Source organism: Flavobacterium xinjiangense, from assembly GCF_900142885.1.
Classification (GTDB): domain Bacteria; phylum Bacteroidota; class Bacteroidia; order Flavobacteriales; family Flavobacteriaceae; genus Flavobacterium; species Flavobacterium xinjiangense.
Window position 1 is genome coordinate 24383 of record NZ_FRCL01000013.1, and the last position, 15974, is coordinate 40356.

9 protein-coding genes are annotated in these 15974 nt (G+C 34.3%); all 9 read right to left on the bottom strand.

All coding sequences use genetic code 11. From position 1 onward, the window contains the following. Positions 1-84 precede the first annotated feature (84 nt). The 9 genes from BUC23_RS14005 to BUC23_RS14045 all read right to left on the bottom strand — a co-directional run bounded on the left by BUC23_RS14005 (position 85) and on the right by BUC23_RS14045 (position 15947). Positions 85-2349 (bottom strand): T9SS type B sorting domain-containing protein, encoded by a 2265-nt coding sequence (locus BUC23_RS14005; RefSeq protein WP_073210474.1) that lies wholly within the window; start codon positions 2347-2349, stop codon positions 85-87. A gap of 208 nt (positions 2350-2557) precedes the next feature. After that, on the bottom strand, positions 2558-3172 hold the full coding sequence (locus BUC23_RS14010; protein ID WP_073210476.1) for an acyloxyacyl hydrolase: 615 nt from the start codon (positions 3170-3172) through the stop codon (positions 2558-2560). 146 nt (positions 3173-3318) lie between these two features. Further along, the gene (gene secDF / locus BUC23_RS14015; protein ID WP_073210478.1) at positions 3319-6288 is read right to left on the bottom strand and encodes a protein translocase subunit SecDF; all 2970 of its coding nucleotides are present in this window, start codon (positions 6286-6288) and stop codon (positions 3319-3321) included. Between the two features lie 222 nt (positions 6289-6510). Then, positions 6511-7446 carry a malate dehydrogenase gene (mdh, locus tag BUC23_RS14020; protein WP_073210479.1) on the bottom strand — a complete coding sequence of 312 codons (936 nt, stop codon included), beginning with the start codon at positions 7444-7446 and terminating at the stop codon, positions 6511-6513. Positions 7447-7561: 115 nt separating this feature from the next. Then, positions 7562-9505 carry a DNA topoisomerase (ATP-hydrolyzing) subunit B gene (gene gyrB / locus BUC23_RS14025; protein WP_073210481.1) on the bottom strand — a complete coding sequence of 648 codons (1944 nt, stop codon included), beginning with the start codon at positions 9503-9505 and terminating at the stop codon, positions 7562-7564. A 380-nt stretch (positions 9506-9885) separates the two neighbouring features. Further along, positions 9886-11511: an amidohydrolase gene (locus BUC23_RS14030; RefSeq protein WP_073210483.1), complete on the bottom strand. Its 1626-nt coding sequence runs from the start codon at positions 11509-11511 to the stop codon at positions 9886-9888. A gap of 175 nt (positions 11512-11686) precedes the next feature. Beyond that, positions 11687-13363, bottom strand: a complete 1677-nt coding sequence (gene asnB, locus BUC23_RS14035) for an asparagine synthase B (protein ID WP_073210485.1) — start codon at positions 13361-13363, stop codon at positions 11687-11689. A gap of 199 nt (positions 13364-13562) precedes the next feature. Further along, complete coding sequence (locus BUC23_RS14040; protein WP_073210486.1) at positions 13563-14012, bottom strand: hypothetical protein; 450 nt, start codon at positions 14010-14012, stop codon at positions 13563-13565. 114 nt (positions 14013-14126) lie between these two features. Beyond that, the gene (locus tag BUC23_RS14045) at positions 14127-15947 is read right to left on the bottom strand and encodes a porin family protein (protein ID WP_244153812.1); all 1821 of its coding nucleotides are present in this window, start codon (positions 15945-15947) and stop codon (positions 14127-14129) included. Positions 15948-15974 lie beyond the last annotated feature (27 nt).

Below are 15974 nucleotides of genomic sequence, written 5' to 3' on the forward strand. Positions count from 1 at the left end.
AAATCTATTACCGGTTAAAATAGAAAAAAAATAAACTTGACCTGCCCTCAAAAAGCTAGATGCTATTTGGGGGTATTTTTATGACTACCTCTTTAAAGAAAAATGAGATTTGAATATTTTAGAAATATTCTGTTCCGCATATTCAACACTAAACCAATAATCATTTGCCGGCATGGGATTTCCATTATACATGCCGTCCCATCCCAAACTTTTAGGTCTAATTTCTTTTAAGAATTTCCCATAACGATCAAATATTAGAATCCTGAAATCTGTTTGATCTTCTAAACTAAAGATGTTCCAAGTATCATGAAAACCATCATTATTTGGAGTAAAATATTTAGGATAATCAATCACTAAAACATTTGAACGTGTTATTGGAGGACTGCAGCCATTTCTATCTTTTACGGTGATGGAATGAAAACCTAAAGCAACATATTCAAAAACAGGGCTATCTTGAAACGGACCGCTATCCAGCTGATATAAATAATCTCCAGGCGCCGTAGCTGTAATAGTCACTACCTGGTTTTCAGAAAAAGCATCTGTAACATTCCACACTACATTTACGAGGGTCGATTGGTTTACAGTAACATTGATCGTTTTATTAGTTGCGCATTGATTTGGATTTGGGGTAAAAACATAAGATCCAGCCGTTGTATTATTAATAGTAGATGGAGACCAGGTGCCACTAATTCCATTAGGAGATACATTTCTCAAAATAGGAGCTACACTGCCAGAACAGATAGAGAGATCAGTGAAATCAGGTACAATCAGAGGATTAATTGTTACTGCTAATGTTTGTGTAGTCGCACATTCTGTAGTATTAGGTGTAAAAACATAACTGCTACTTGCTGTATTACTTATTGCTGCTGGAGACCAAGTACCTGTTATTCCATTCGGCGACGTAGTTGCTAAAGTTGGAGCAGTAGTTCCTGTACAAAAAGAAGGAATACCTGCAAAATTTGGAACTGATTTAGCCGTGACGGTTACATTTAAGGTTTGAGTTGTAGCACATTGATTTGCGTTAGGAGTAAACAAATAACTTCTACTTGTTGTATTACTAATTACTGAAGGTGACCATGTCCCCACAATTCCATTTGGAGATGTACTCCCCAAAAGTGGCGCGGTTGTTCCAGAGCAAAAAGGAGGAACAGCGGCAAAATTTGGCACTACAACAGGAACAACTGTTATTGACACCATAGTAGGAGTTAATGCAGTACACTGGCCTGGATTAGGTGTAAAAGCATACGTTACTGGGCCTAAAACTGCAGTATTAACTGTAGCTGGGCTCCAAATTCCAGAGATTGGAGTTGCATTAGAAGAATTTGAAGGCAAAACTGAAGCTGTTGAATTTTGACAAACTGTCGCTGGAATAGTTGTGAATGTTGGAGTTACTAATGGCAAAACCGATACTGGCAACGACTGTGTTGTAGCACAAGGAAATAAAACTGCGTTTGGCGTAAATATATAATTCCCACTTGTAGTATTACTGATTATTGCCGGTGACCACGTTCCTGTTATTCCGTTTCGAGAAGTGGGTCCTAATATTGGTGCTACAGAACCGGAACAAAAAGCGGGAATGGCAGCGAAATTAGGTGTTATTGTTGCTGCCCCGCATGGTACAGTACAAGTTAAAGTTTTGGCTGGGACACAAGGATGTGTTGCCGATGTCAGTGTTAATGTAGCGGATTGACCAGGCACCATTCCAAATACTTGGACATGCGAAACACTAGTAGTCGAACTGACTGGAGAACTACCTTGAATTGTATATGTGTAATTATAAGTATTAGAAATCAGCGGATTGTTTCCCCAATCAAAAAATACTGAAGAAGCTTTATCAGCGGCTGCTATTTGCGATGGATCACATGTAAAACCCAAGATAACTGCACCATTATCAGCGACCACATTTACATCAATCTTTGATCGTGAACTTTCTATTCCACTCACAGTCTCACTAACATAGTATGAAATAGTCCCTACCGTAGTTGTTGAAGGAGTTGGAGCTGTTGGGGATGCCGTCCCTCCGGTAGCATTGGTTCCATACCAATTCAACGTTCCCCCTGCACTGGCAGTTGCAGCTAACGGTGCTGCAACGCTATTTTGGCAAACATAAATTGGAGAACTAACTGTTGGAGGAACAGTAGCAATATTTGAAAGAAACAAATTCGTATTTGTTTTTAGCAAAATTCCATGATTGCACATACTCTCAACAGAATATGTCGTGTTATCTAACTTACAATTAACACTGCTAATCCCATTTACAAAATTGACTTTATTACTAATATCAAAAGCATAAAGATTAAGATTAATAAACAAATAAACCAATAATAATAGTTTAGTAAATTTTTCCATTGTTTTAGCATTATAAAATAACTTCAAATATCAATTGGGACTATACTACAAAGCTTAGTAAATATATAAAATTAGAAATTATTAAAGATTTATTTTTAAAAAAAATATTCAATTTTCAAAATCAATTCATTGACTAACAACAAAATAAACTGTAATCCTAATTAAAAAATGGTGTAAAATATTACATAAACAAATATTCTCGAATGATCTAAAAATGCAAAGAAACACCCAACTCAATATTTTTAGTGTTAAACCCAATATTGGGACTTGAGAGACCTGCATTAGAAACATGACGGACATTAGGCCTTACATCAAATTCAAATCTTTTAACTTTATAAGAAACCCCAAATGCTACAACATTCGAAAAAGCAAAACCTTTTGCAAGACGCTCAGTTTCGCCATCAGAAATCATAGGTCCTGTACTGGCTAAAAAAAAAGCATTGATTGATTTTGAAATTGGTTTTCTAAGTATAATACCTAGATTCAAAATGTACTGATTAATTGCATATTTTTTAGAAAACCGTTCTCTTTTTTCGATATAATCAGGATCATCAGGTGTAATAAAATAAGGATTAATAAGTTGATGTTCCGCAAAATTAATTTCTGGCTGAATCACAATCTCATACTGAAAAAATTTCTCCTTCCTTAATAAATAATTAAGTTCCAATTTATAATACTGATTTGTAAACGTGTAATCATCATTCTTAAATTCATTACCAAAACCAAAAGAAAAACCAACTGATAAATGTTCCCTCCTTATTTGTCCATAGATAGCATTAAAAACAAAAATAAGGACTACAGTAAAATGTAACTTTTTGTTCATATCACTTCCGTATTAAAAATGATTAATTACTCTGCTATATTTATTAAAATTAATCATTATTTATTTAAAACACCTTTCGATTTAAACAAAAAAAAAGATCCAACTTTCGTTGGATCTTTCTCAATTATAATAAGTTGAATAATAAATTAAACTTCTTGATGATGCTGTTCGATTAACTTTTTATCTTCTTTAGAAATCGTATCAACCAATACTGGAGTTGCGATAAATAATGAAGAGTAAGTACCCACAATAATACCAACTAACATAGCGAAAATAAATCCTCTGATAGATTCACCTCCAAAAATGAACATGATAAACAACACACCAATCATAGTTAATGACGTATTGATCGTTCTTGACATTGTTGAATTAATTGATTTGTTAACAATTTCAGCGAAAGAACCTTTAGTTTTTCCATCCAAAAATTCACGAACTCTGTCAAATACAATAACAGTATCATTCATTGAGTAACCAATTACGGTAAGAATAGCAGCAATGAAATGTTGGTCAATCTCCATACCAAAAGGCATAAATTTATAACATAACGAATATATTCCTAAAACAAAAATAACATCATGCGCCACAGCTGCAATTGCTCCTAAACCATATTGCCATTTTCTGAAACTAATAAGTAAATATAAGAATACAATTAGCATAGCTCCAAGAACAGCCCAGTAAGCATTGGTTTTGATATCCTCAGCAACAGTTGGTCCCACTTTTGAAGCCTGAACAATACCAAGTTTTTTTCCTTCGTAAGCATTTACAAATTTATCATAAGTTAAACCCGCAGAAAAATGTTGTTTCAAATTATCGTATAATAATTTATTTACTTCCTCGTCAGCTTTAGTCCCGTGATCTTCTACTTTATATTTTGTAGTAATTTTTAATTGATTATCGTTACCAAAAATCTTAGCCTCTGCACTACCAAATACCTTAGTCAATTCTGCTTTTACAACTTCTGCTGCAACTGGCTTTTCAAAACGAACTTGAAAAGTTCTTCCTCCCACAAAATCTACACCTTGATCTAATTTATTTGTGAATAATGAGATTACACTAACAATAACTACAATTGTAGAAAAAGCATAAGTCCATTTTTTTACACCTAAGAAATCAAAATGAAAGTTTGTAAAGAAATTTTTAGAAAACCCTGTTACAAAAGTCAAATCATTCTTTCCAGCAATATTTCTGTCAATAAAGATTCTTGCTATAAATATAGAAGTAAATAAAGAGGTCACAATACCAATCAATAATGTTGTAGCAAAACCTTTAATTGGTCCTGAACCAAAAATAAATAATACCGTACCAATCAAGATATGTGTAACGTTTGCATCTACAATAGAACGCATTGCACCTTTCCAGCTATAGGAAGCTTCAACAGCCTCTCCAAGTGTTTTACCTGCACGTAATTCTTCTTTTGCTCTTTCATAAATGATAATATTTGCATCTACTGCTGTACCCATCGTCAATACAATACCTGCAATACCAGGAAGCGTCAATACAGCACCTAAGCTTGCCAAAATTCCGAATAAGAATAATAAGTTAACCGCTAAAGCAATATTTGCATACCAACCCGCTTTACCATAGTAAACGATCATCCAAAGTGATACCAAAAGCAATCCAACAAGTGCTGAATTTGTACCATTATCAATTGCTTCTTGACCTAAGGATGGACCTACTACTTCTGATTGAACAATTTCTGCCGCAGCTGGTAATTTACCTGCTCTTAAAACATTGGCTAAATCTTTAGTTTGAGTTACATCAAAAGTTCCTGAAATTTCAGATCTACCTCCAGCGATTGGACCGCTAGAAACTCCTGGTGCAGAATAAACTACATCATCAAGAACGATAGCAATGCTGCTTTTTTGTGTAAAAGCTCTTCCTGTTAATTCTTCCCAAGCTTTTGCACCTTGGTTATTCATTTGCATAGAAACAGCTGGTTTACCTGCTTGATCAAAAGTATCTTTAGCATCAGTAACAACACCACCGGCCATTGCAGGAATGTTGTCTCTATTTCCTTTTAATGCGTATAATTCTACTGCATCAACATCTTTTTCTTTTGCATCCTTAATAACTGAAGGAATACCCCAAACAAACTTAGCATAACGTTGATCTCCAGCTAATAAAACTCTGATATCTGCTCTTTTTAAATATCCGTTAACAACAGCGGTATCTTTTGGTGAGAAAAGACCTAAAACTGGTCCACCACCTTGACCTATCATTTTATCCAATAAAGGATTATTTCCTTTTTTAGTCGCCGCAGAATCTTTTCCGTCAGTTAATAAAGCACTCAAAGAGTCTTTAGCTACTGTTTTTACTTCCCCTTTAGTGATTTCGGTTTTTTTTAATGACTCATTTGCAGCCATCAAAAAGTTTCCAATTTCATCAATTTTGTAGGTTTCCCAAAACTCTAATTGAGCAGTACTTTGTAATAATTTCTTGATTCTATCTACATCTTTAGCGCCCGGAAGTTCAACAAGAATTTGTCCAGACTCTCCTAATTTTTGAATATTAGGTTGTGTTACACCAAATTTATCGATACGTTTTCTTAAAACCCCAAAAGCACTTTCTACAGATTCATCTACTTTTCTTGAGATTACCTTTTTTACTTGTGCATCAGTCATTTGAAAATCTACTCCACCCTCACCTTGCAAACTTCTATTCGCAAAAATATCAGGAGAAGCCAATTTTACTGTTCCTTTTGAATTTGCTTCAAAAGCATCAAAAAACTTATCTAAGTACGATTTATTACCTTGTAAATCTGCAGTAGCATCAGCCAAAGACTTATTGAAAACTGGGTTTTTAGAATTATTAGATAATCCTTTCAATATGTCTTTAACAGAGATTTGAAGTATTACGTTAATACCACCTTCTAAGTCAAGACCTTTATTGATTTGTTTGTCACTTACTTCATTGAAAGTAAAATCAGTAAACCCAAGATTAAATACTTTTTCTTTTCCAATGGAATCTAAATATTTAACTTCTTTTTCAGGATTTCCACCAGCAAAAGATTTTGCATCATTTTTTACTTTGCTTGAAACAAAAGTGAAAGAAAGTTGGTAAATACTTACCAATGCAAATAGAATTGCGAAAAATTTAATAAGTCCTTTATTCTGCATTATTACTAAAAATTAATTATTTTTATTTATTTATTTTTGTTTTAACCCCATAAAATAAGCCCTGACAACGATTTTTAATATAAAAAACGAATATCCCGAATTACATCATTTTTTTAAACCGAGCAAATATATAATTTAGGTTAAGATTAACAAATTATTTATGGATTAATCTCAAGAAAAAGACTGCAATAATGCAGTCTTCCCTCTTTTATAATTAAAATATTATGCTAATATCGATTTTAATGCATCATTCATTTGTCTGACTGCATCAGCACTTTTAGCAAATAATGCTTTTTCTTGGTCATTTAACTTAATATCAAGAATTTCTTCTACTCCATTTTTACCAATGATACAAGGAACACCGATACAAATATCGTTTTGACCGTATTCTCCTTCTACAAAAACAGAACAAGCAATCATTTTCTTCTGGTCATTCAAAATACTGTCCACTAAAAAAGCAACAGAAGCTCCCGGAGCATACCAAGCAGAAGTTCCTAAAAGACCTGTAAGTGTAGCTCCGCCAACCATTGTATCAGCAGCTACTTTTTGCAATGCATCTTCTGAAAGAAATTGAGATACCGGAATTCCATTATAAGAAGCCAATCTTGTTAATGGAATCATGGTTGTATCTCCATGTCCACCAATCACCATTGCCGAAATATCATTTGCAGGCTTATCTAAAGCTAATGATAAATAGGTTCTAAAACGAGAACTATCTAAAGCTCCACCCATTCCAATAATTCTATTTTTTGGCAATCCAGTAGATTTCAATGCTAAATAAGTCATTGTATCCATAGGATTAGAAACGACAACAATAATAGTATCTGGGGAATGTTTTAATACATTTTCAGCAACCGTTTTTACAATTCCAGCATTAATACCTATTAATTCCTCACGTGTCATACCTGGTTTTCTAGGAATTCCTGATGTAATTACCACTACATCACTCCCTGCCGTTTTTGAATAATCATTAGTTACACCCGATACTTTAGTATTGAAACCGGTATTGGTAGCACATTGCATGATATCTAAAGCTTTTCCCTCAGCAAAACCTTCTCTGATATCCAATAATACTACTTCACTTGCAATCCCTCTATAAGAAATTACGTCTGCACAGGTTGCACCTACATTTCCTGCTCCTACAATGGTAACTTTCATATTATAAAATTTATTCGGTTATTAGTTAATTTTTATGGTTGATCGCTCAATTGTATATTCGATTAATCGCTTAGTTTACCTTCAGACAATTAATCGAATAAACAATTAAACTTTACTAAGCGTCAATCTTAGCATAAACTGCATTTTTCTCAATGAATTCTCTTCGAGGCGGAACCTCATCACCCATTAGCATAGAGAAAACTCTGTCGGCTTCCGCCAAACTGTCTATAGTGACTTGACGCAACGTTCTGAAACTTGGATCCATTGTGGTTTCCCATAATTGTTCCGCGTTCATCTCCCCAAGACCTTTATAACGTTGAATTCCTGCGCTTCCGCCCATTCTTTCATTCGCCTGATCACGTTGTACGTCATTCCAAGCGTATTCTTTCTTATTTCCTTTTTTAACTAAATATAAAGGTGGTGCTGCAATATACACGTGACCTTCTTCGATTAATTCTTTCATAAATCTAAAGAAGAACGTCAATATTAAAGTAGAAATATGACTACCATCGACATCGGCATCACACATAATAATTACTTTATGGTAACGTAATTTTTCAATATTCAATGCTTTACTATCTTCGGCAGTTCCTATTGTAACTCCAAGTGCCGTAAAAATATTTCGAATCTCTTCGTTTTCAAAAACCTTGTGATGCATTGCTTTTTCGACATTCAAAATCTTACCACGTAATGGCAAAATAGCCTGAAAAGCACGGTCACGACCTTGTTTAGCCGTACCACCAGCCGAATCTCCCTCGACAAGATATACTTCACATTTTGCAGGATCTTGTTCTGAACAATCAGAAAGTTTTCCTGGCAATCCACCGCCACCCATTACGGTTTTGCGTTGTACCATTTCACGCGCTTTTTTGGCTGCGTGACGGGCTTGAGCTGCTAGAATCACTTTTTGAACAATAATTCGAGCGTCATTTGGATTTTCTTCCAAATAATTTTCGATCATTTCGCTCACCGCTTGACTTACTGGCGAAACTACTTCTCTATTTCCAAGTTTCGTTTTGGTTTGTCCTTCAAATTGTGGTTCCGCAACTTTTACAGAAATAATTGCCGTCAATCCTTCACGAAAGTCATCTCCTGAAATATCAAACTTCAATTTGTCTAGCATTCCTGATGAATCCGCATATTTCTTAAGTGATCTGGTAAGACCTGTTCTGAAACCTTGCAGGTGCGTTCCTCCTTCGTGCGTATTGATATTATTTACGTAAGAAAAAATATTTTCTGTATAACTCGTATTATAAATCAAGGCAACTTCAACCGGAATCTCTCCTTTTTCATTATCCATTGAAATAACGTGTGCTATAATTGGCTCACGATTTCCATCTAAATATCGAATGTATTCTTTCAAACCTTCATCAGAATGAAATACTTCTGAAACAAAATTTCCGTCTTTATCTAATTCTCTTTTATCTGTAAAAGTAATTGTGATTCCCTTGTTCAAATAGGACAATTCACGCATACGCGCTGATAATGTATCATAAGAGAACTCTGTAGTTTGAGTGAATATCGTTTCATCTGGGTAAAAAGTAACTATTGTACCCCTTTTTGTAGTTTCCCCAATTTGTTTAACAGGATAAAGCGCTTTCCCTTTTTCATATTCCTGTTGGTATATTTTACCATCACTACTATGAACTGTTGCTATCAAGTGATTTGACAATGCATTTACCACCGATACCCCAACACCGTGAAGTCCTCCGGAAACTTTGTAAGAATCCTTATCAAATTTTCCACCGGCACCAATTTTAGTCATTACAACCTCCAGAGCCGAAACTCCTTCTTTTTTATGAATTCCTACTGGAATACCACGCCCGTTATCCTCAACAGATACAGATCCGTCTTCATTTATATCAACTATTATCGTATCACAATGGCCTCCCATTGCCTCATCGATTGAGTTATCTACAACTTCATAAACTAAATGATGCAGTCCTCGAACACCTACATCTCCAATATACATCGATGGACGCATTCTTACGTGCTCCATTCCTTCTAATGCTTGAATACTATCTGCTGAATAATTGTCCTTCTTGATTTCTTCGCTCATATATTTTAATCTAAAAAAATGTAATTTTTGTCTAACACGCAAATATATAAAAACACAATTTATATAACCGTTAAAATCAAATTTTAAGCTGTTAAGTTATTAACATATTGTTGACTTTTAAACATAAAAAAATGCTCTCAAAATAGAGAACGTTCTTATTTATTTATAATCCGATTCTTTTACCCAATAATTCCTGCTTTTGCAATTTTACTCTATCTTTGAAATTCTTTATCATTTTTGACGCCTGTTAAATCTTAGTTTTTGTACCGATTTAGAATTCGTCTTTTAAAAATATTACTTTGAAATAATAATCTATAAAAGCAGGTAGCTTTGATAATCCAATACGTAAAAATGACAGGTCTTTCTTTTAAACTTAAGTATTACTTTACTTTTTCACCTTTTAAATAAGTACTTACAGGATTCATTTTTACAATTTGATTCTCATTAATCTTCATTAAATCTTGATCGTACATAACAAAATCAGCCCACTTACCTACTTCCAAACTTCCTTTTTCTTTTTCTTCGAAATTGGAATAGGCAGCCCAAATCGTCATTCCTTTTAAAGTCTCTTCTCTGGTTAATGCATTTTCCATTTGGAAACCTCCTTTTGGATAATTCTTACTGTCTTTTCTGGCTACTGCTGCATGAAAAGTCAACATAGGATTTACTTCTTCTACAGGAAAATCAGTTCCCAAAGCTATAATTCCCGCTTTTTGAAGTAATTTTTTATAGGCATAAGCGTTTTTCATTCTTTCTTTCCCCAACCTTTCGCCTGCCCAATACATATCAGATGTCGCATGCGTGGGTTGTACAGAAGGAATGATTCCAAATTTGAAATAATCAAAATCTTCTTCACGCAAAACCTGTGCATGTTCAATTTTCCATCTTCGGTCTTTTTTACCGGCTAAAACTTCCTTATAAATTTTCAAAATTACGGTATTTGCCGAATCTCCAATAGCATGCGTATTCAACTGAAAATTTGAAGCTGCGATTTGTGTTGCTATCGATTTTAAAGCTGGTACCGGTGCCAACAAAGCTCCATATTGCCCTGGCTTATCAGAATACGGTTTATGCATGCAAGCACCACGAGATCCCAAAGCGCCATCACCATACATTTTAAAGGAACGCACATCTAAATTATCCGTTTTATAAATTCCTTTTTTTAGATATAAATCAATATTTTTTTGGTTTGCAGTAATCATAGCGTACACATTAAGCTTCATCACTTTTGCTTTTTGTAAACTATCCATCAAATGAATAATATCAGGATCCAATCCCGCGTCATTTACGGTCGTCAATCCATAATCAAACATCACTTTTTCAGCATCCAACAAAGCGGCAATTTGTATTTTACGAGTTGGTTTCGGAATTATTTTAAACACCAATTCCATCGGATTATCTACTAAAATTCCTGTTGGCTCCCCATTTGCAATTTCAATCTGTCCGCCAACAGCTTTCGTGTCTTTAGTGATTCCTGCTAATTTCAATGCTTTACTATTTACTATAATCGCATGCCCGTCCACTCTATTCAATACTACAGGAATATTAGGAAATGCAACATCTAAATCTGCTTTTGTTGGATACTTTTTTACCTTCCAATCGTTTTGATCCCAACCGTTACCTACAATAAACGTTGGATTTTTATCTTTTTGAAAAGCCTTTAAACGGGTAATTATTTCGTCCATACTTTTAGTACCGCGCAAATCAGCTTCCTGCAGGCTTAACCCATAACTGTAAAAATGGCAATGAGCGTCGATTAAACCCGGGTAAATAAATTTCCCTTCCCCGTCTATTGTGTTTTTGGATTCATATTGTTTTGTAATTTCATCAGTAGTACCAATTGCTACAATTTTCCCCTTATCAATTGCCATAGCCGAAGCCGTTCCAAAAGAGTTATTAACTGAATAAATAGTCGCATCGGTAATAATGGTATCTACGGAAACTTTATTTTTTTTATCACAGGAAACCAACAAAAACAAAGCAAGAAATAAAGTAATAAATCTCATAATAAACATTTTAGTTTTGCTAATATAAAAAACTACGCTTAATTATTTAAGACAATGCGCAATTATAACGTTTTTTCAAATTCTATAGTTTTCCACAAATAAATTTCCCATAAAAAAAACGCTCTCGAAAAGGAGAGCGTTTTAATCTATTTATAAAATCTTCTTTAAATACTCTTTACGCTTTTGCATAAGCATCATCATGGACACTAGCTACTGCTCTTCCGGACGGATCATTCATATTTTTGAATGCCTCATCCCATTCCAATGCAATTTTCGTACTGCAGGCAACGCTTGCTTCTTGTGGAACACACAAAGCTGCGGCATCGCTTGGAAAATGTTCGTGAAAAATAGAACGATAATAGTATTCCTCTTTTGAAGTTGGCGTTTGTAAAGGGAACTTGTATTTAGCATTTGCTAATTGTTCATCTGAAATTTCAACCGCTACTACTTCTTTCAAGGTATCAATCCAACCGTATCCTACACCATCACTAAATTGTTCTTTTTGTCTCCAAGCTACACTTGGCGGCAACATATCTTCAAAAGCTTTACGAACTACCCATTTCTCCATTGGATGTTCTGTATTAATCATTTTATCTTGTGGATTAACTCGCATCGCCACATCCATAAATTCTTTGTCTAAAAACGGCACACGCCCTTCAATTCCCCATGCGGCTAAACTTTTGTTGGCACGCAAACAGTCATACATGTGCAATTTACCTAATTTACGTACGTTTTCTTCATGAAATTCTCTTGCATTTGGCGCTTTGTGAAAATACAAATATCCTCCAAAAAGTTCATCTGCTCCTTCACCTGACAATACCATTTTGATACCCATAGATTTAATAACTCGCGCCATTAACCACATAGGTGTTGATGCTCTAATCGTAGTCACATCATACGTTTCTAAGTTGTAAATTACATCTTTAACGGCATCCAAACCTTCTTGAATGGTGAATTTAATTTCGTGGTGAATGGTTCCAATATGATCCGCCACAATTTGAGCCGCTGCTAAATCTGGAGAACCTTCTAATCCTACCGAAAAAGAGTGCAATTGCGGATACCAAGCATCAGCAACATCACCGGATTCAATGCGTTTTTGCGCATATTTTTTGGCTACAGCCGAAGTAATAGAAGAATCTAATCCTCCAGAAAGCAAAACACCATAAGGCACATCGCTCATCAATTGTCTGTGAACTGCTGCTTCCAGCGCCACTTTAATTTCGTCAATACTAGTTACGTTGTCTTTTACGGCATCATAATCAACCCATTCTCTTTTATACCATTGTACAAATTCGCCGTCTTTGCTAGTCATATAATGTCCCGGAGGAAACAATTGGATTTTAGTACAATATCCTTCTAATGCTTTCAATTCTGAAGCCACATAAAAAGTACCGTGTTCATCCCAACCAATATATAATGGAATAATTCCCATGTGATCACGAGCAACAAAATACTCATCTTTATCTACATCATAAATGGCAAATCCAAAAATTCCGTTCATTTCATCTATAAAATGTGGTCCTTTTTCTTTGTAAAGTGCCAAAATAACTTCACAGTCACTTTCGGTTTGAAAGTTGTATTTACCTTCAAATTGTTTACGTAGTTCTCTGTGGTTATAAATTTCACCATTTGCTGCTAAAATCAGTTGTTTGTCTTCACTGAATAAAGGTTGTTTCCCTGAAGCCGGGTCAACAATTGCCAAACGTTCATGAGACATAATCGCTTTTTCATTACTGAAAATTCCACTCCAGTCCGGTCCACGGTGACGGATAATTTTAGACATTTCTAATACTTGTGGTCTTAAAACTTCCGCTTTTTGTTTTAGGTCAAAGGCACATACTATTCCACACATAACTATATATTTTTAATGTTTTATTTATTTTGATAGGGCAAAGATGCAATAACAGTTACAATTGAAAAACACTAATAGTCATTTCAGTTATAAATTAAAACTAAAAAATCATTTTTACTATAAAAATGCAACTATTTTAAAGTACAAAATAGTATTCTGGTTATAAATCTTAATTCATGGCTAATTAAGTGAGGAAAGATTATAAAATTTCCTCAATCAGATATTTGGTCGAATTAATTTCAAAAGTAAATCCCACTTCATTACCCAATAATTTATTTCCCAAAGGAGATTGTGGTGACAAGGCGATAATACTTATTTCATCGACCGTAATTTTTGGAAGCGCGACACTTAAATACAAGTAAATTCCATTGGCCCGAATCAAACTTCCAACAATAATATTTTTAGAGGTATTAGACGCATCAATTTTATCCAAAACTACTTTTTGAGCCAATACTTCTCTTAACTTAGTATTTAATTTTTCCTGCTCGATATGCATCATGGATAAAGCCGTTTCATGTTTGTCTCCGGCAGAACCTTTAGCATCATTTTTAGAATCTTCGGTAAGCGCAACAATCATATCTCTAAAAACGTCGATACGGTCTTGAACCAGCTGCAGGTAATATTGATGTATTTTTTGTTTGAAAGTCATTGGATGGAATTAACCGCGAAGTTCGCAAAGTTTTACGCAAAGTTCACAAAAAAACAAATCAAAATCTTCGTGAACCGTGCGCGTTATTTAATCGATTTGCAATTGAAAAAAAAATTAAAAATCGAATTTATAATTTACTCCTGCCACTATTTGAAAACCTTGAACAGTATAGTTCAACCATTTTTCGTAGGCATTATTGGTAATATTATTTGCTCTCAAAAAAGCAGTAAATCTTTCATTGTATTTGAATCCAACATTAGCATTCAAATCAAAATAAGATTTCAATACAATTGGATTTTGACTTGGAGCAACGATATAAACTAAATCCGTATTCGTTTTATAGTCTTTACGCTCTCCAACATAAAACACATTCACACCAGCAAACCATTTTTCGGTTATAGCAACATCAAGATTTGAATTCACTTTTATTTTTGGCAAATTCCAAGCTTCACTTTGAAAGTCATTGGTATAACTACTAAAAGTTCCGTTAACTCCAAAAGTCACATTTTTTGAAAAATCAGCTTTTAATTCTCCATAAAAACTCAATGTTCTCATATCATCATAAACCACTTGCATGGAATTCCCAAAGGCATAATTTTCATTAGTGCTTCTTTCATTGTAATCATTGCTTCTAAACAAGGCTTTATTTCTTTCATTTACATAAGAACCTCTTACATTATAGCTTACATTATTTGTCAATTTCCCTTTTAAACCGGCAAAAACATCGTATTGTTTGTCGGTCGGCGCAATGTTTAAAGTAGGTGAAAGAAATGGATTCTGCTGAACAAAATCTTGATAAGAATTCTGTTCTAAATTCCCTTCGGCTCCAGCGTAGAAAATCATCAAATCGCCAACCACTTTGTACGAAGCGCTAATTTGCGGATAAATTAAAAATTTGTTATTGCTTTTTTCATTGTCTAGACTATAAAATATACCAGCTCCAATATTCAAAGTCCAATCGTCTTTTAACACTACAAAACTCGGTGCAATTCCAAAATTAGTAAAACCATATTTTAGCGGTTCTACATTGGTATTCAAATAATTTTTCTTAAAGCTTCCGCCCACGTAATCAACAATTATTTTTGTCTTTATAGCGGTGTCCATTATATCAACTTTGAAAGATGGCTTTACATAAAACCGATTCTCAGAAGATCCATACATGTCTGAAAAATGATTAAACTTAAGAATCGCTTCATCAAAAACACCTTCATTAAAATCTATTTTCCCGCCGGCCGTAATTGTATTGTAATCCTGTTGTGGTTTTATTCCGTTAAATAAAGTTCTTCTATCAGACGGAGTCATCGTACTCCCAAAATCAGTAGGCAATCCATACCAGTTGTAAACTTGATTCTGATAACCCAAATCAAAATTCCAAGACAAATCTTTTTCATGGGCACCGTAAGTCAAATCAATTGAAGTATCATAAAACCGATCATCAAGTTCAACTCCTTTTATACCTCCTTGTGAAGAATGATGCTTAAACATTCCGCCAACATAATTAGTATTGCTAATATCATGATTAACGAATAATTCACCCACAAAAGTTCCGTAATTACCTATTCCAAAAGTCGCATAATTTTTAAATAAATGCTCTTGTTTTTCTTTCTCTACTCCTTCAGCTTTTCCTTTAGACGGGGTAAAAGTCGAAGCTACCGGGAAAGAAAAAATAGTATATTTTATAGTTTCTTTTTTAGCATTCCCTTCCTCTTCCAGCGAAGGCGTTTCCTTAACTTTGAAAGCATCTGAAATTGTTGGTGTATATGGTTTCACAACATTCACAGTCTCTGTGCCAATTTGTTCCTTTTTTTGAGCAAAAGAAAATTGTGAAACTAAAAGGAATAAAATCCCCACCCCAACTCTCCCCGAAGAGAAGGGAGCCGAAAACGTTGCTGCTTTATTTGTGAATGATTTTATGTTTAAATATTTAAATGTCATGTTTTATTTTTTTACTTCTTATTTATA